This window comes from Pirellulaceae bacterium (assembly GCA_029243025.1).
Taxonomy (GTDB): Bacteria; Planctomycetota; Planctomycetia; order Pirellulales; family Pirellulaceae.
The window spans coordinates 16,832-34,442 of the sequence record JAQWSU010000059.1; the positions used below are offsets into that span (position 1 = coordinate 16,832).

The following is a 17,611-nucleotide window of genomic DNA, read 5'->3' on the forward strand; positions in this document are numbered from 1 at the left end:
CGTGCGCCAAATCAGCCAATCCAAATATCTCATTTGAATAACGGATTTTGAAATGTGCTCATACTGAACGAGCGCATCTTGGGGAATACATCCGGTGGAAAAATGCTCGAAATTCTAGGTCTCACCGCTTATACTTCCGTGCACGGGTGCAGGCATGCAGTGCACGGGTGCCGGCAGCCATTGGACCTTTCGAGACTCATTCGGCAGCACAAAGGAATCGCCCGAAATGTTGTTTTCATTCATCCCGACGATGATCGTGGCGATGGTCGTCGTCGGCCAGACGCCGACGGACAGCGACAAGCACTTTCGCGTTCCGCCGGGCGAACGACAGCTTTTTCTCGATGATGTGGGTGTCTCAGAAATCCACAATCTCAAACGTACAATGCATCCGCCAACCAAGCAGGGAGCGGTGATCCCCCCGGATCGTCCCTGGGAGACGACGCTGCAGACCCGCTGTGCTCCGGCCTGGGATCCGAGTGCCAAACGATTCAAGCTTTGGATGATCACTTCCATGAATATTCCCATGGGGGGGATGACCTATGCGGAAAGCAAGGACGGACTGCATTGGACGAAGCCCAACCTTCGCCAAAAGATGATCAACGGCAACCTAGATAACAATCTGGTCACGGTTGACCCAAAACTTGACTGGCCAGCAAATGCGATTGAAAACGTTGTCTACGATGCCACAGATCCGGACCCTTCCCGGCGATTCAAGGGGTTGGCGCATGCATTCGGTCGTGAACCCATCGTCAGTCCCGATGGCATTCATTGGAAACGCCTCGACGTGCCAGCAATTGCTAGTCAGGACGAATCGAACTTGTCGTTTGATGAGCGGGAACATCTATTTATTCTGACGGTCAAACAGGGCGGTCCCTACGGCCGATCCGTATACCTTTCCACGAGTAAGGACTTTGAGCAGTGGACAAAACCGCGACTGATTTTTCATGCCGATAAGTTGGACCAGAAGCTCGGTCAGAAACATATTAAGGCACGTCGGGCTGATCCGAGTCTGCAACTTCAAAGGGCCTTGTGGGATATTCGCGACACGTACAAGGGCCATACGGCAGAGCCCAAAGTGGATGTCTACAACATGGGATTGTTCCGTTATGAAGGCCTCTATATCGGCATGCCCTCCATGTTCCACTCCAACGACAACCGCTGGAACAAAGACGGCTTCCACCTCATCCAACTCGTGTGCAGTCGAGATCTCAAAACGTTCAAGCGACTTGGCGACCGCAAGACGTTTATTGGACCCTCGCCAATGGGCGAAAATGTCTACGATCTCACGCAACTCATTGGACCTAGCTCACCGGTGATTCACAGTGACGAGTTGTGGTTTTACTATACCGGAATTCGATATCGTACCCTGCCGAAAAATCTCGAACACGGTGCCGGTGCAATTTGCTTGGCTGTGTTACGCCGGGACGGATTCATCTCGTTGGATTCAGAAGATTCCGAAGGCTCAATCCTGACCGAACCCTTCGAGCTGCTTGGCTCAAAACTTTTTGTCAACGTGGACGTGCCGCAGGGCGAGCTTCAGGTCGAGTTGCTCGATCGAAACGGCAAGGTGGTTGCATTTTCAAAGCCGATCAGCGGTGATCTAACGCATGCAGGGGTGGAGTGGGCTGAAGGCGACATCGACCCGATGAAGAACCAGAATGTGAGCCTTCGTTTCACGCTCCGCGACGGGCAGTTCTATTCATATTGGCTGGAATGAGCGGATTCATCTCTAGATTACATGATCGGTTTCGCGATTGAAATCATCAAACTTGCCGTCGTTAAATCATCTCACGTCGTGGGTACTGACTGTCCATGAAAAGTAGGGTTCAATTCAGTCGGGAAACGGGGACTCGACAAGCTCATGAAGGAGTCTGTTTGAATTCCTGTCCTGCCGGGGGATTGTTGCATTTGCGACCTGCCGAGCTGAACCCGACAGCGGTTGCAGTGACAAAGCAATAGGCAGACGATGATTGACGCCCTGGGATTGCCACCCAAGCCGCAGAAACTAAATCGGGGTACTCAGGTCGTTTGTATTCCCTTTCTGAAAAGATGTAATTCTGATCGTTGATTTAACTCGGCGTAGCACGGGAAAGGTTGCAATCATTCTCACGCCATGCAAAATTTGGAAAGCCTAGCAGGCATGGCCGCATCGCGAACGCTGTGCGTGACAAACTTAGATATTGGTTGGCTTTGCTAAGTTGATTCGAAGATTCTCCTGGAGGTGCTGCTGAACGAGCACCTTGCGAAAGAAAAGGAACCGGTTTATGCGGCGGAAGTTTCTGATGCTTATGAGGGGATGCTTGATTTTCGGCCTGCTTATTCCGTTCACTTCCGATGCGGTAGAACCAATTGGATTTCGAGTGAAACGTCAGCTGCATTTGCCCTCAGACGACGGTCAGCAAGGGATCGGTACAGATGGGAAATTTCTTTATGTGCAAAACACTCAACAACTTTTTAAATATGACCTGGAGGGTCATCTGACGAAAGCGGGGCCGAGGTTGCGGCTACACCATGGGGGCCTCGTTTGTGTGAAGGGCCGAGTTTATGTTGCCGTGAGCGGCTGTGCCGCGGGCGGTACCAACCAGCATTACGTTCATGTTTACGATGCCCAGTCGCTCCAATTAATTGAAAAGCATGATGTGGGTGGACACTTTACTATCTGCGCCGGAGGAATCGCGTACCGCAAAGGACGATTTTTCATCGCGGAGTCGTTCTTCGACAATGATCATCTCGATCGAATCGTGGAATTCGACCAAAAGTTTCAGCATGTGAGAGATTACTCCGTCGACTTCAAGTCGCCCTATGGCATCCAAGGTCTTGAGTACTTACCCGCCATCGATCAATTCCAGGTCCATTCTCACGGCCAAGACTTTTATCGAATTAATGGCCGTTTTGAGAGCCGCTCTCTGATACTTGGCAAGGCTAAGTTTGACTTGCAGGACCTCGCACGACTTGATGACAAGACACTCGTTGTCAACCATCGCCAGGCCGAAGCCGTGTTGTTTGTTCAACTTGAAATGCAACCTGTGTCTTCCAGCAAGGATTGTCTCGGTGGCAGGTAGATTAAGTGAGACATATCCGGCCCCCACACGCTGCCGTAATCGGAAAACGTATAGCGGGCTGGGTATCAGCGGATTTTATCCGCCCGACAAACTTTCCAAAAGAGCCTGTTCGTCGATCGATTCCAACACCATGAAAGCCACCACTGGCAGAATCTTGTCTTCCATGATATTAATTCTTCACGGGTGGGGCACAGAAATGGATGCACGCAGTAAAATGCACGGATTACGACCCGATGGTGCTTTGGCAATGGTGCTTTGGCATCTGTGGGGTTTCTCGCTATTGAGTCAGCTTCGTGAGATTTGCTACCGAGTCCGGCGCAGAGGACTCCGTACTGGCCAACGAGAACAAAATTTTCTACAGCATATCAGAGGGTACAACGCACGACGATGAATGACTTGCAATCCCAGTTACCGTCATCGAACGAACCGGAAACACCACCAGGTCGAAATTTTTTTTTCAGTTCTGGCGGTGCTTCTGGCTGATGTTCCTCGTCGTTTCCCTTGCCTATGCTTGGTACTGCTTCTACGCTCCTGCTAACAATATTGCTTGGGCAGACAATTTCAGCTCGGCCCAGCGACAAGCAACCGAATCGGATAAGCCGATGATCCTGTACTTCACCGGCAAATGGTGTAGTCCGTGTCGGATTATGAAACGCAATGTGTGGGCTGATGAACAGGTGACGGCACGGGTGAATGCTGAATTCATTCCCGTGGCCATTGACGTGGGGGACTCGGCCACTGCCGGTCTGAGGGCTCGCTACAACATCCTCGGGGCACCCGTCACAATGATTACTGATCCACAGGGAAATGTGTTGCAGTGGCGAGATGGGGGCATTGGAAAATCCGACTTCCTTGAGTTGCTAAGCATGCCAAATCCTTCAGTTGCCAAGCAGTGAAAAGCTGGTAGCTGCCTTCTGCATGGACGAGGTAGCTTTCGGTCGGTGCCGGGGGGCTTGTGTCGAATTTGATCTGTCCACATTTCAGCTTTCCGCTGGATCAGGTTGCCCGAGTCAAATTGCGTCGGCGTGGAACGTCGCTGCTCTTCGCATTTCGAGATTTGATCATGTCACTTGTATCTGTGTTGCTGTCTGATCGACAGGCCGCCCCAACGTATTCGCCGAATTGGACTGAACATGAGTCGCCTCAATTCCGCATGAAGCGGTAGGCAGAACCCGTGAAAACTCTAGACCCTATTTGAGGTATGCGATGCAGAATGAACTGGATTGTGCTGCATCGGCTGGGCGCTCTTGGAAATTCGTTGCCGTCCTTCTTGCCATGCTGGCCGCGATGGTGCTGATGGCAAAGTCAGGAAACATCCGCAACTGGTGGGACCACCGTCACAAACAAAGTGCATCCATTGAGTCGATGTCACTTCAGAAAGGCGACATCCGCCTACGAGATGTAGGTGGATGTTTTAGCGACAGAAAATTCTATCTTCAGATTGCCATGGACAATGAACTACCGATCCATCGGGTAGGCGGCGTCAATGAGGGGCGATTTGACGTTAATTGGGAAGTTGCGATAGTCGTCGACGATGAGCAGGTTCACACCGCCGAATGGAAGGGAAGTCCCAAGCCCGTCTTGTTGTTTGGATCTCTGTGTCCCCCCCGTTTTGACAGCGTTCAAGCGTATGTTGACAATGGCGCGACGGTTAGGGTGAACATCAGGCAGAACGGCAGCGACATTCCGAACGCGAGTAAATCGCTTGTCGAAAAGTAACAAAATGAGCTTGATTTACCTGGCGTCGGCAACGGCTACCTTGTCGGTCTTTGCGCCTTTCTGAGGTTCAACGAGGTGACGGAGGAGTCCCTTCCGATTCGCTGTAGAGCTGCCCCAATTGAACCGACTGGCAAAACCGTTTTGTCGGTGGAACAACTGAACGCTGGTGATCGGGTTATTGTCAATTGGAAAGAATCATGGTGGCGAGGGAAGGTGTTGGAAGTTTTTGCGAATGACATGGTGAGGGTGCACTACATTGGTTGGTCCGACACTTGTGACGAGGTCGTTCAAGTATCACGAATTCAGCTTCCAGCAGAAGGCAATTAACAACCGCCCTCATCTGTTGAGTTGACGCACTACGAAGATTGCCTTTCGATACTTTTTTTGTCCACGTGGCGCGTTGGCAGAGGCCGTGGTCAGTTTCGATGTTTGTGCAGGGCTTTCGACCGATTTGTTGTGCCGCATCCGTAGGACGACTTCGCTTGGTGAGGCAAGCTGTCCGGCTCTAGCGAGAAAGGTTCCAGTCAGTACTCATGGTCTTTGTGACGGGGTAGGGCGATGTTTTCGATCGTCTGATTGATCAAACACGCGTTTCAAGCTCTGAAGGTCGAGTGTTATTTTCTTGCGCGATCCGTTTGTTTCGACGGTCACAGCGGTTTTGCCGCTTTCCTTCTACTGGTTGGAGGACTGTAGAGGTGAACGGTTCGGTTCGAAACGATCAGCTTCGGAATAGAGTTGATCAATGGCGGCGACCGTTGACGTCGGCAGTATTTTGACTGCTGCAAGGGCTTGGTCGACGTAGCCGCCAATCGTAAATGCTAGTACCAAGTCAGACGTTGTGAAATCACCGTCGCCATAACTTCCAACTTCGGCAAATACCTGATTGCCTTGACCATGAAAGATCTTGCCCACGCCCATAACTTCGTACCCGTCGTCGGCGAACCGTTCGGGCATGGTTTTAACATTCTTTAAAGAGGGCACTGCTTGGTAACCGGGTGTCAGAAAATAGATTCCTGTCGAGTGTGGATAGCGCCCGGTCAACAAACTCGCACGGGAAGGATTGCAAACTGGCGACTGGCAATGCGCGTTTACAAACAGTGTTCCGCGATTGGCGAGGGAATCAATCGCAGGTGTCTTCGCTTGGGGATGGCCACCCATGCAACCAACCCAGTCGTTCAGATCATCAATGGAAATCAGCAGGACATTGCGTTTGACCGCCTGTGCCGCACGCGCCGTCGGCAACAAAGTCAGAAGACACACGAATATGAAACCGTTGACGACGACCTGTTTTCACTTTGTCATGGAAAAAGCTTCTCCGTTTATGCGAACGTTTCGAAGGTCAGTTTCGTCACCGTGTCGTCAAAAGGCAAGAGCCTGTGGATGATCATCTTGCGAAGACAACTCGTGTTAAGCCGTTCCAAAATCTAGCCGCTAAGGTCAGGTCGTCGGAATCACTGCAGTCAACACGGGACATTTCTTTGAGGCCGCGGAGAGGGCGTAAACACAATGATCACGACATTCCGTAGCCAAAGGGGCACGCTGTCACAGCGTAGCTTCACCGTGCGTGGTTTAGTCGGCTGCCGCTCGTGGTTGTGTATCAGACGCTTGTATCAGGGCGAGCTGATGTTCGGCGGCTTGTTTTAGCTTGACATTCGTCGTCAAGTGAAGCACCTGCTGCAATGCTCTTTCCGCTTTTTGGGGATCTTTCATGGCTACCTTGCTGGCGATCGAAACAATGGTGGTCGATGCCTGTTGTTCATACATCTTGTGGCTCTGTAGCGTCACGGCGAAAGCCAGTCCTTCAGGCGCCGGATGTTGTCGGAGCGTTTTGAAGGCGTGTCGTCTTTCTTCCTCGCTTCGGGGAAATATCACCGCATGACGCTCCGCGACCGAGCTGGTCGATCAACGTGCCTGAAACAGGCGAAGATGAAATCCTAATGGACTACGCTGGTGAGAACGGCACCGCAAACAGCGCGTTCATCTTAAACATTGGATCGCAACAGATCACTGGCAAAGTCGCCGGAACAGGAACGTGGGATGATTACCGGCAATCGGTGATTGGACGTTTAACTTGAAGCGGGTAGCCGACCGGCCGTTTTTCGTTCGCAGGGCCGTATCAACAATTGCCTGATCGACTTGCGCACGATTGTGATTCAACCGCTGAGCGAAGATTGAAAATAAAGATCGTTCGATCTTCAGTTGCGATCGACAATCCGCAATGGAAATAACGTTGTTGACCGGTAAGAAATTCGGCAAAGTCCATCTTCGGTCAGGAACGGTTATGAACTGCCATCATTTTAATGCCAACCTTAGCAACGCCCATCAAGCTGCCGACTAAAAGTTCCAAACGAACGACGCCGCTGAAGGCGGTTAGAATGTTAAAGCTTGTTGGGTTGGGATGGATCCCCACACATGTCCGGTCGGCTTGCAGTGGTTTGCGTTTGAAAAACGGTGGCCGATGGCGAATTCGTTCTCGAGTTGCGAAGGAAGGGTTGCTGAGGACAGCTCAAACAGTGCCTGTCACGTTTTGTCGAGGCTTTCGTTTTGTTAAAACTTAACCTATCCTGTTGGCATGGTCGGTTGAGAGCCCCAATGAACGACAATGATGCATTGGCCGATGCTTCGGTTCTCGTTCGAAACTAAAATTGACACAAATGCAGATCCCAGGAATGACGAAGTGATGGATAAAAACATGGGTTGCTTAATCCTAAAGATTATCTATTTATTGGGGCTGGGCGTGACGGCAACGGCTGGCGAAACCGACAAAATATCGAGACATCCAAATCTCGTTTTTGTGTTCAGCGATCAGCAGGCCTCCGATATGGTCGGTTGTTATGGCAACGATCAGATCATCACGCCGAACATCGACCAGATGGCAGCTGAGGGCGTCCGCTTTCGCCACTGTATTTCTTCCTATTCCTGCTGCACGCCGTACCGGGGAATGTTGATGAGCGGGCAACATCCTTTGTACAACGGCTGCTTGGCGAACGACATGCAACTGCTTCCGGGCAAAGGTAATCATCTCGGAGAAGTGCTTCGAGACGGCGGCTATCGCCTGGGCTACATCGGAAAATGGCATCTTTACGGCGGATTGCGAGATCGCCCCATTCCCCAGGGACCGTTCCGTTATGGTTTTGATCACGAGTTTTTATCGAACAACTGTACCGTTGATTTTGGAGCCAAGTCCGCCTTTTACTGGGATGAACACGGAAACCGTGTGAAGTTCGGCAAGTGGGAGCCCGATGGGCAAACCGACCAGGCGCTCGACTTCGTCGATCGCCATGCTGGGCAGGATCAACCTTTCGCGCTGTTTGTTTCCTGGCATCCGCCACACGGCCATGTCGACGGATATGCCGCCCCCGCCGAGTACGAGAAATTGTACGACCTCGCGGAAATCAAGCTCCGACCAAGCTGCGCGGACACACCGCGAAGCCGCACCGAATATCTCGGTTACATGGCAATGTCCACGAACATCGACCAAAACTTCGGCCGTCTGTTGAAGAAGCTCGACGAGAAGGGAATTCGCGACAACACGTTAGTGGTCTATACCTCGGATCACGGAGACCTGCTGCGATCGCACGGCATTCATGACTGGCACAAAAGCGTTCCCGAACACGTCGCTACCCGTGTCCCGCTGATTCTACGCTGGCCAGACAAGCTGTCGCCGCGCGTCAGCGACATGCTCGTGGGCACGCTGGATCTGATGCCCACACTCCTGGGACTGCTGGGCCTCCAGTCACCCAAAACCTGCCAGGGCCGCAACTATGCCGAGGCTCTGAAAGAAGGGAAAGACCAAAGTACGGACTCCGTTCCTCTCTTTTTCTGGGGTGAAAAGAGTGACTGGCGCGGTGTCTACACGCATCGCTACACCTACGCCTTCGAACCGCCCGGCGCGACCCGAGGGGTCAACGTTCTCTACGATCGACAACAGGATCCACATGAACTAAAGAATCTGTTCACGTCTCCCGCCCACCGCAAAGTACGCGGCGAGATGCACGCACTTACGAAGAAGTGGATGGTGAAGTTTCGTGACGAGCACATTCCGTTTGATACGGTCAAGCAGAAAATCTACGTCGACCCCGATGCCGCGCGGGCACGATGGTCGCCTGATCAAGCGAAATCAGGCGCGTTGAAAGGTCGTCCGGTGGACCTGTTGGGATCCGTTTCAGCTCCAGGTGAAACCGGGAATTGAGCCTAAGCCTACGATCGGCAACAAGCGAACAGTGCCGTCATTGAACGGGGTTTGGCAACGTCTTCGTCAGGAAGAGACGTCAGGAAGAGAAACAGAAATCTGAATTCGTCCGTCGAGCAGGAGCAAGGGTTCGACCTGTCGCGGGATTTTGCGATAAATATCAGCAGCGCAGCAACACGACGGCAGTCAGCATTCGAGCGATTTCAGACGATGAAAAGGGACAATTCCTCAAATCTACTGTCATGTAAAGCGCTGCCAAGTTAAAATCCCTTCGGTGTTTCCGCAGTACGCAAGGCGGCAGTGTTAAAGCATCCGTACGCCGTCGGCCGCATCGCGATCGGTTGCGAGCGCGGTGTCCAGAACGATGTCATAAAAGGGAATCAAGGTCACCCGCTTTCCCTGATTGCGAAATCGCTGTGCGCAATCAATCCGGCCAATTTAGAATGGAGTCAGGTGGCCGATGTGGACATGCTCTCATCGGATACGCAGACGATATCGTCCCCATCGATTGCATATCCTTGCACCTTTTGTGGTCGTTTGTCACCGGAGACGTAATTCGCATTCTTGCAGGTCAAATCGATAGGACACGAGGTGCTTCGCCGACCCATTCACCAGATCGGTTGATTCACGACCGCCGATGACTGTTACGTGTAAGCCGATCTCGGCGAGATCGTTCACTCGGACTGTGCGATCGGAATTTCGAGATCACAGGAGCAGATGACCTCCGCGACGACTCTCGGCGTCCATTCAGCCGACGACAGCACGTGTCGGATCGTCTCGTGGTCCATCCTGCGTTCCCGCGCGTGATCAACGCATTGAATGAGTTCTCGGTTCACGGGTCCAGTTTCCACTGCGCGAGCGATATTCGCCTTCTATTCCTTCTGCGTGCTGAGTTGTCAGGCTGGGAGCCTAATTCGACCGTTTTTCGGGTAATGAAGGAAGGAGCCTCGTTAGCGCGCGACTTCCGGGGTCGGCATGCCGTGGTTTGTGCGTACGGCGCTCGTTTGCTGATGATATGATGGACCGAATGAATACTCTTCGCCCCATCTGCCGGTGCACTTCTGTTGTGCTGTTCACCGTATTAACTCTCTCGTTCGCCAGGACGCTGGCAGCAAAACCAAACGTGTTGTTCATCATGTCCGACGACCACACGACACAGGCTATTGGAGCGTACGGCGGTCGTTTGGCCGCCTTGGACCCGACGCCGAACATCGATGCGCTCGCGAATGGCGGCATGAGGTTCGAGCGAGTCTTCTGCAATAACTCGATCTGTACTCCGAGTCGTGCGAGCATCATTACGGGGCAGTATTCACAGGCGAACGGCGTCCTTGACTTGACCGGTAACATTCCGCCCGAGCGACAGTACCTACCGATTGAAATGGGCCAGGCCGGTTACCACACGGCGATGATCGGCAAGTGGCATCTCAAACGCGAGCCGGCGGCGTTCGACTATTACTGCGTTTTGCCGGGCCAGGGGAAGTACTTTAATCCGACGTTCCGCGTTCGAGGCGATCGACCCTGGCCACGCAACACGATTCTCAAGGAAGGCCAACACTCGAGCGATGCGATCACCGACATCAGCTTGGAGTGGTTGAAGCATGGCTGGGATCGCGAACGTCCCTTTTTCCTAATGCACCATTTCAAAGCGCCTCACGACATGTTTCAGAATGCGCGGCGCTATGATGAGTATCTCGCGGACGCCGAAATTCCTGAGCCCGACAACTTGCACAATCAACCGTGCGACGGGTTTGGATCCGCCGCGAGCCGCTGGTTCGGTTCCGGGTTGGCCAAGGGGCATGAGAGTTGGCAGCTCGGCCGCAAACTGGGCGTCGATCAGAGTCTCAAAAACCCAGAGTACGCGACAGCTGTGCATCAAGCGTATCTCAAACGCTACTTGCGCTGCGTCAAGGGAGTTGACGACAACGTCAAACGCCTGGTCGATTTCTTGCGCAGAGCCGGGGAACTCGACAATACGGTCATCATCTACACGGGCGACCAGGGCTTCTTTCTCGGCGAACACGACTTAATGGACAAACGCTGGATCTACGAAGAAGCCATGCGGATGCCTTTCATCGTCCACTACCCGTCCGTCGTCGCAGCGCGTTCCAAAAACGATTGGCTGATCAACAACACAGATTTTGCGCCGACCATCTTGGCGCTTGCAGGCGTCGCAGCGCCGGCAAAGATGAGGGGCCGCAGTTTTGTTGCGGCCTTAGAAGGCGAATCGCAGCCAACGGATTGGCGAACCGCGACCTACTACCGCTATTGGATGCACATGGCTCACAACCTTCGTGTGCCCGCACATTTTGGGCTTCGCACCGAACGCTACAAACTCATCTTTTTCTACGGTTGCACTCCGTCGGGTGGTGGCCAGACCCCCGTCGCCTGGGAGTTGTACGATCTGCAAACCGATCCGCAAGAGATGCGCAATCAATTCAGAAATCCTGATTACGCTGACGTGGTGGCGAAGCTCCAGCGCGAGCTCTGGGAGACGCGCAGGGCGCTTGGCGAAACGGATCGCAACTACCCCAAAGTGCAAGCGATCATCAATGCGTCCGGTGGCTCGCGCTGAGCATCACCGCAGAAATCTTTGTGGGTGACGGACAGATGTCGACTTGGCGGCAAGCTTCCACGATGTGGTCTTATGCCGGTAGCTCACACCGGGAAAATTCCGCGATAAGTTCAGACGACCTGCAGAGCTACGACAACGCTTACCTCGACGAGAATCCTCAGTTCATTCAGATCATGTCAAAACCTCTATCAAGCCTTGGTAAAGGACGGCTCGATGTTTCTCATCGACTCTGAGGACGTACCGCAGGCCGAGGCGGCGCAAGTCGATGTAACGTGGTCGGTAGAGCGAGCCTTGCTATGATTTAGACCACCCCGCGTTCACCAGGCTCACACAACCCAATGCCTTACTTTGAGCGTGAATCATATTGTGGATCGTCATCCGCAGCGGAGGTCTTTTTTCCCGCCGCGATCTATTTTTCTGACTTGGATACGCCTGGGGAATAATCGTTTAGTGTGGTAAAAACATATCCTCAAGGCAGCGAAATGAACGTATAATTGCGGTCGATCAACTGCCCGACCGAACGAAGGGGACATCGATATGGCAAAAATAAATGTCAACTGAAAAGACCACGAGTTAGACGGTGTACCGGACGACACTCCGCTTTTGTGGGTGCTCCGCGATACTTTGGGGCTCACTGGAACCAAGTATGGCTGTGGAATTTCAGCATGCGGCGTCTGCACCGTTCATGTTGACGGTGAGGCAATGCAGGCCTGTGTTACCGAAGTCGGCGACGTCGCGGGCTCGAAAGTGGTCACGATTGAGGGGCTTTCGCAGGATGGTGACCATCCCGTCCAAAAAGCTTGGAAGGATCACAACGTTCCTCAATGTGGTTACTGCCAAGTCGGCCAGATGATGATGGCCGCGGCGATGCTCAAGTCGAACAACGACCCGTCGGACGACGACATCGAATCTGAAATGTGGAATATCTGTCGATGTGGAACCTACCCACGTATCCGCGAAGCGATCAAATCCGCCGCGAAAGCGATGCGAGGTTGAAAAGGAAACAATCATGAGTGTTGTATCACAACCTAAAGATTCCGGCGTCACTCGTCGTGGATTCCTCGCGTCCGTTTCTGCTGGCTCCCTGATCTTGATGGGCAAGACTGCTTGGGGGCAAGCGGGACTCGCAGACGCCAGTAAAACGGATGTCGAAACGTTTGCTCCGGACTTTTTCGTCTCGATTGCACCGGACGACACGGTTACCTGCCTTGCCCACCGATCCGAGATGGGCACAGGCATCCGTACTGGATTGCCTCGTGTAATTGCAGATGAACTTGAGGCGGATTGGGATCGCGTGGTGATCCAACAAGCTATCGGCGACAAACGTCTTGGCGATCAAAACACGGATGGCTCTAACAGCATCCGCTTTTTCTTCACGCGTATGCGTGTTGCTGGGGCTACTGCGCGCACCATGCTCGAACGCGCAGCAGCAAAGAAATGGGGCGTCGCAGTAGACCAATGCTACGCGGACAATCATGAAGTCAAGCAGAAGGGCACCGACAAGAAACTAGGCTACGGTGAATTGGTCGAGATTGCCAAAACGTTGGAAGTACCGAAAGAGGATGAGCTGGTACTGAAACCGCGAAGTAAGTGGCGATATATCGGGAAAGATGCGCCCATCACGGACATGAACGACATTCTCACGGGGAAGGCTATCTACGGTATCGATGCTCGCATGGAGAATCAGCTGTTCGCCGTCGTGGCGCGATCGCCGGTCGTCGGCGGTAAAGTGAAGTCATTCGACGCTGCGGCTGCCAAGAAAATCCCGGGTGTTGTGGACGCAGTCGAGATTCCCGCCTTTAAGGGAGCCCCGTTGTTCCAGCCACTTGGTGGTATCGCTGTGCTCGCCAATAGTACTTGGGCGGCGTGGCAAGGGCGCGATGCACTCGAGATTGATTGGGATTTGGGCGCCAATGCCGACTACGATACCGATGTATTTGCGAAAGAACTGAAGGCAACAGTGAGCAAGCCTGGAGAAGTTCTCCGCTCCGTAGGCGATGCCAACGCTGAAGTCACTTCCGGCAAGAAAGTCATAAAAGCCGACTACTCGGTGCCGCACTTGGCCCACGCTCCGATGGAAACGCCATGTGCGGTGGCGGACGTAAAGACCGACGCTGTGGGCAAAGTGACTTCCTGTCACGTGCTGTGTGCGACGCAAAATCCACAGGCAGTCCAGCAAGCTGTTGGACCAGCGATGGGAATGCCCAACGAAGATGTTTTGGTCAACGTTACGCTGCTGGGTGCCGGGTTCGGTCGAAAAAGTAAGCCGGACTACTGCGTCGAAGCGGCAATGCTATCCAAGCAGATGAAACGCCCCGTTCACGTCACTTGGACACGCGAGGACGATCTTGCACACGACTACTTCCACTCAATCTCAGCCATACATTGCGAAGCGTCGGTAGACGACAAGGGAATGCCGACCGGTTGGATTCAGCGGGCCAGCTATCCTTCGATTGGCTCCACGTTTAGCGAAGCTGCCGAAGGCCCGGCCACTTGGGAAGCTGAGATGGGACATACCGATTTGCCCTTTGATCTGCCGAATATCAGTTTGGAAACGAGGAAGTCTAAGGCTCACACCCGCATCGGTTGGCTTCGATCTGTTTGCCATATCCAGCAGAACTTCGCCGTTGGATCATTTGCTGATGAGTTGGCGCATGCTGCTGGCCGAGACCCGCTCGAGTTCTTGATGTCGTTGCTTGGAAACGATCGTCTCTTCGACATGAAAAACGCAAAGCTGGGCAATCGCGGTGCGTCGGCTGAAGAGCATCCCTATGACATTGGCCGATTAAAGAATGTGCTCACTCGCGCAGCCACGGGCGCACAATGGCAACAACGAGCTAAATCGATGCCTAAAGGGCGCGGGCTTGGCATCGCCTGTTGTCGATCTTTCCTTGGCTACACGGGCCATGTCGTGGAAGTGGAAGTTACCAAGCAAGGCACGGTCAAAATTCCCAAGATTTGGGTAGCCTTGGACGCGGGCACGATCGTCAGTCCCGACCGCGTTCGTGCGCAAATCGAAGGAGCCGCCATTATGGCCTGTACGCAAGCCAAGTATGGAAAGATCAGTTTTAAAAACGGTCGCGCCAACGAAACCAATTTCGACGGCTATCAAATGATGACAATGTCTGACGCGCCCCGAGAGATCATCGTGGACATCGTTCCTAGTACTGCCGCCCCAGCGGGTGTAGGCGAAACGGGTGTTCCGTCGTGTGCTCCGGCGCTATGCAATGCGATTTTCATCGCGACTGGAAAACGAGTTCGAGATCTGCCGCTGGCGGACAATGACTTGTCTTGGGCTTAGTGGTAGCGTCCAGCCGACACTCTGCATTGCAGAATCGCATCGGGCGTGACGATTATGGTCAGTTCGTGCAGAGCCCCACGTCGGAGTCTCTTGCGCGAACTTCACGGTCAGATCAACGATCACTTGTCAGGTCCTTGGCCGACTCGGTTTCTTCTCTTTGCGATCCGAGTAGTTCCATTTTTTCCAACGAGTTGACGATGCCACCTTAGGATTGTGCCGGGTGTGAACAAGTTTCCGATTTGCAAGAGCTGGTTGCGTCCGAGCCCCTTGCCTTTCACAGCTATTCTTCTGCGCTGGTCATCGATCTGCAGGATTCGCTTGTTGCCGAATTGCACTTTCCTGACCCATAGTTGTGTTTCTAGGCATTCGATTTTCTGTTATTGCTCTCGATTAACCCAACCGGCAACGATTGGCAGAAACCGATGCCACGGTTGCAGGACAAATTTCATCGGCGTCTCGGTAGCGTGGGTAAATCCGAGACGATCATTGGTGTGCTGCGAAATAAAAAGCTGCGCGGCCAATCCTGTGAGCGAACAAGGCTTGTCGCCGAGCCGGTGAGAACGATCACGGAAACATTGCCGACGTCGGCATGCGCGTCAGCTCGGCTGAGATGCATCGTTGACAAAGGCTTGAAAGTCCCCTTTTCGCAGCGTTTAATGCCTGTCCGATTTTTTTGGCCCGACGCGATCGCTTTCTCTTGGACCGTGGTGTCGACATTCACGCACGTGAGTTGCAAAGGCTTGAGCTCGCCGGACTTCATTGCAACTTGGAGCGTGACTTCTAGCATCTTTTCCAGACGGTCAGCCCGCAAGGGTTTTCGCCACCGACTGAGACTGGAAGGATCGATTGGGCATGCGTGTTGCATCTCGGCAAATCCGCAAAAGGATTGCATAGGGATTTTCAATCCACCTCGCTACGACCGACTCATCGCTCTCATGGAAGACATGCTTCAGATAAAGCAGCCCGATCATCAGTCGCGTAGTGCAGTCCGGACGGACTTCGTCCGAATAGCATGCGTTGACAAGATCGTCGATTCGCGACGCCAAAATTACCAAGGGGTCGTTCGGGTCGAGAATCTTTTCCAAGGGGAAACAGCACAAACTTCGCTGAGAATCCGGGCGATGGAGCTTCATGTTTTGCGAGCTTGCCGTAACTTGAGGATCAGTTAGTTGCAAATTGTAGCGCCCAAAAAAGTGTCGCACGAATATGCGAGTTTTCAAGATTAAATTGTGTTTAGCAGCGAGGGATTGATAGGATAATGCGGCACAGCAGCCGTTCGGTTTGACAACAATGACGGTTGTTTGAGACACCAAATGACGAAAGAGATTTGAATTGATGTTTGGTTGCGTTAAACGACTCGCGCGCACCTTACGTGGACAGAATCAAACTCGCTTATTCGAGATACTGGAAGCACGCCGCGTCTTGGACAGCACGGTGGTATTCAGCGAGATCATGTACCATCCGCCGCCGGGCGCAACTGAGAATCTGGAATGGATTGAACTTCAGAATCAGTTGCGAGCGGACATGGACATATCCGAGTGGCGGCTCGACGGTGGAGTGGATTACACGTTTCGGGATGGCACCATCGTACCGGGTCGTGGGCAGATTGTGATCGCCGCCAGCCCAACCGCTTTTTCTGCGGCCACTGGCGTACCAGCCGAAGGTCCCTGCGTGGTCGTTTGAGTAACAGCGGAGAAACACGGCGACTGTTCAACAACGGAAATCGGCTGATGAATGAGGTTTCGTACGGCGACCGGGGTGATTGGCCCCACGCTCCCGATGGAAGTGGCGTCAGCCTGGCGAAGGCAGAGCTGACAACGGCCAGCCATCTCGCGGGCAACTGGACATTCAGCGCCCAGTTGGGAGGAACTCCAGGGGAAATCAACAAGGTCGAACCGGGGTCATTCGTGCGCACGATTCTGATGCCCGAAGCTGTTTCAACCACAGCTACCGTTCCCACCGACGATAGTCTGGGTTTGGCTTGGATCGCCGCAAACTTTGATGACTCCAGCTGGCTTCAAGGCCTCTCTGCTGTAGGATTTGATAATCGAACGACGCTTGCCGATGCCCTTGAATTGGATTTGAACGAGCCACCGGATGGGCAGGAACCGATGCCCATGTTCAAAGTCAATGCGTCTTCCTACGTCCGTGTACCCTTTGAGATGACCAGCGCTCTTGCCGACGATTCCTCGGTCCAGCTGCGCATAAGATACGACGACGGATTCGTCGCCTCCATTAACGGCGTCGAAGTCGCTCACAGCAATGCGCCGGGCCGGGCCGGAAATGAGGATCCGCTCACCTGGTCTTCGACCGCTACAAGGCAACGCCGGACCGTTGATGCACTGGTGCAGGAAAGTTTTGATATTACCGAGTTTCGCGACGTTCTCGTCGTGGGGCAGAATGTACTGGCCATTCACGGCCTTAATCGCCGTTTGACCGATGCTGATTTCTGGGTTTCTCCCGCGATTATCGGTCAAACGCCCATTCCTACCAAGGATCACGTGTCGCTTGCCCTTAGCGAAATTGCCGCGTCGAGCGCGGATGACTTTTGGGTCGAAATCGTCAACACCGGAACCGAGCCTGTTACGTTCAACCAATACGTTGTCACGACGGGATCGACAGATCAACATCGCGTCCCTTTGCCAGATGACACCGTGCTGACACCGTGCTGACACCGTGCTGACACCGTGCTGACACCGTGCTGACACCGTGCTGACACCGTGCTGACACCGTGCTGACACCGTGCTGACACCGTGCTGACACCG

13 protein-coding genes and 1 pseudogene are annotated in these 17,611 nt (G+C 53.4%); 11 read left to right on the forward strand and 3 right to left on the reverse strand.

Going from position 1 to position 17,611, the window contains the following annotated elements; genetic code table 11:
* Window positions 1–226: 226 nt before the first annotated feature.
* The 4 genes from P8N76_28675 to P8N76_28690 all read left to right on the forward strand — a co-directional run bounded on the left by P8N76_28675 (window position 227) and on the right by P8N76_28690 (window position 4,781).
* Window positions 227–1,717 (forward strand): hypothetical protein, encoded by a 1,491-nt coding sequence (locus P8N76_28675; GenBank protein MDG2385678.1) that lies wholly within the window; start codon window positions 227–229, stop codon window positions 1,715–1,717.
* A gap of 547 nt (window positions 1,718–2,264) precedes the next feature.
* On the forward strand, window positions 2,265–3,062 hold the full coding sequence (locus tag P8N76_28680; GenBank protein MDG2385679.1) for a hypothetical protein: 798 nt from the start codon (window positions 2,265–2,267) through the stop codon (window positions 3,060–3,062).
* Window positions 3,063–3,544: 482 nt separating this feature from the next.
* Window positions 3,545–3,958, forward strand: a complete 414-nt coding sequence (locus P8N76_28685) for a thioredoxin family protein (protein ID MDG2385680.1) — start codon at window positions 3,545–3,547, stop codon at window positions 3,956–3,958.
* Between the two features lie 310 nt (window positions 3,959–4,268).
* Window positions 4,269–4,781, forward strand: a complete 513-nt coding sequence (locus P8N76_28690; protein ID MDG2385681.1) for a hypothetical protein — start codon at window positions 4,269–4,271, stop codon at window positions 4,779–4,781.
* A 672-nt stretch (window positions 4,782–5,453) separates the two neighbouring features.
* On the opposite strand, the gene P8N76_28695 is transcribed toward P8N76_28690, so the two are convergent.
* Window positions 5,454–6,041 carry a sulfatase-like hydrolase/transferase gene (locus tag P8N76_28695; protein ID MDG2385682.1) on the reverse strand — a complete coding sequence of 196 codons (588 nt, stop codon included), beginning with the start codon at window positions 6,039–6,041 and terminating at the stop codon, window positions 5,454–5,456.
* Between the two features lie 309 nt (window positions 6,042–6,350).
* Entirely contained in the window at window positions 6,351–6,653 is a 303-nt protein-coding gene (locus P8N76_28700; GenBank protein ID MDG2385683.1) for a hypothetical protein, read from the reverse strand.
* A gap of 820 nt (window positions 6,654–7,473) precedes the next feature.
* Here P8N76_28700 and P8N76_28705 point away from each other — a divergent pair.
* The 5 genes and pseudogenes from P8N76_28705 to P8N76_28725 all read left to right on the forward strand — a co-directional run bounded on the left by P8N76_28705 (window position 7,474) and on the right by P8N76_28725 (window position 14,846).
* On the forward strand, window positions 7,474–8,973 hold the full coding sequence (locus P8N76_28705; protein ID MDG2385684.1) for a sulfatase: 1,500 nt from the start codon (window positions 7,474–7,476) through the stop codon (window positions 8,971–8,973).
* 1,027 nt (window positions 8,974–10,000) lie between these two features.
* A complete protein-coding gene (locus tag P8N76_28710; protein MDG2385685.1) occupies window positions 10,001–11,545 on the forward strand; it encodes a sulfatase in 1,545 nt (514 codons plus the stop codon).
* Between the two features lie 582 nt (window positions 11,546–12,127).
* Window positions 12,128–12,307: pseudogene (locus tag P8N76_28715) on the forward strand (2Fe-2S iron-sulfur cluster-binding protein).
* The gene (locus P8N76_28720) at window positions 12,293–12,541 is read left to right on the forward strand and encodes a 2Fe-2S iron-sulfur cluster-binding protein (protein ID MDG2385686.1); all 249 of its coding nucleotides are present in this window, start codon (window positions 12,293–12,295) and stop codon (window positions 12,539–12,541) included. Before P8N76_28715 ends, P8N76_28720 begins: the two are co-directional and overlap by 15 nt.
* 13 nt (window positions 12,542–12,554) lie before the next feature.
* The gene (locus P8N76_28725; protein MDG2385687.1) at window positions 12,555–14,846 is read left to right on the forward strand and encodes a molybdopterin-dependent oxidoreductase; all 2,292 of its coding nucleotides are present in this window, start codon (window positions 12,555–12,557) and stop codon (window positions 14,844–14,846) included.
* Between the two features lie 445 nt (window positions 14,847–15,291).
* Here P8N76_28725 and P8N76_28730 read toward each other — a convergent pair whose 3' ends face one another.
* Window positions 15,292–15,711 (reverse strand): hypothetical protein, encoded by a 420-nt coding sequence (locus P8N76_28730; protein MDG2385688.1) that lies wholly within the window; start codon window positions 15,709–15,711, stop codon window positions 15,292–15,294.
* Window positions 15,712–16,181: 470 nt separating this feature from the next.
* Between P8N76_28730 and P8N76_28735 the strand changes: the two genes are divergently transcribed.
* Both P8N76_28735 and P8N76_28740 read left to right on the forward strand, forming a co-directional pair.
* The gene (locus tag P8N76_28735; protein MDG2385689.1) at window positions 16,182–16,529 is read left to right on the forward strand and encodes a lamin tail domain-containing protein; all 348 of its coding nucleotides are present in this window, start codon (window positions 16,182–16,184) and stop codon (window positions 16,527–16,529) included.
* A 47-nt stretch (window positions 16,530–16,576) separates the two neighbouring features.
* Complete coding sequence (locus tag P8N76_28740) at window positions 16,577–17,518, forward strand: hypothetical protein (GenBank protein ID MDG2385690.1); 942 nt, start codon at window positions 16,577–16,579, stop codon at window positions 17,516–17,518.
* Window positions 17,519–17,611: the final 93 nt, after the last annotated feature.

What these genes read in the sequence shown, in the direction of transcription:
- P8N76_28690 (MDG2385681.1), top strand. Translation starts at nt 4,269, where the DNA reads ATGCAGAATGAACTGGATTGTGCTGCATCGGCTGGGCGCTCTTGGAAA.
- P8N76_28705 (MDG2385684.1), top strand. Translation starts at nt 7,474, where the DNA reads ATGGGTTGCTTAATCCTAAAGATTATCTATTTATTGGGGCTGGGCGTG.
- P8N76_28740 (MDG2385690.1), top strand. Translation starts at nt 16,577, where the DNA reads ATGAATGAGGTTTCGTACGGCGACCGGGGTGATTGGCCCCACGCTCCC.
- P8N76_28710 (MDG2385685.1), top strand. Translation starts at nt 10,001, where the DNA reads ATGAATACTCTTCGCCCCATCTGCCGGTGCACTTCTGTTGTGCTGTTC.
- P8N76_28735 (MDG2385689.1), top strand. Translation starts at nt 16,182, where the DNA reads ATGTTTGGTTGCGTTAAACGACTCGCGCGCACCTTACGTGGACAGAAT.
- P8N76_28685 (MDG2385680.1), top strand. Translation starts at nt 3,545, where the DNA reads ATGTTCCTCGTCGTTTCCCTTGCCTATGCTTGGTACTGCTTCTACGCT.
- P8N76_28730 (MDG2385688.1), bottom strand. Translation starts at nt 15,711, where the DNA reads ATGCAACACGCATGCCCAATCGATCCTTCCAGTCTCAGTCGGTGGCGA.
- P8N76_28680 (MDG2385679.1), top strand. Translation starts at nt 2,265, where the DNA reads ATGCGGCGGAAGTTTCTGATGCTTATGAGGGGATGCTTGATTTTCGGC.
- P8N76_28725 (MDG2385687.1), top strand. Translation starts at nt 12,555, where the DNA reads ATGAGTGTTGTATCACAACCTAAAGATTCCGGCGTCACTCGTCGTGGA.
- P8N76_28675 (MDG2385678.1), top strand. Translation starts at nt 227, where the DNA reads ATGTTGTTTTCATTCATCCCGACGATGATCGTGGCGATGGTCGTCGTC.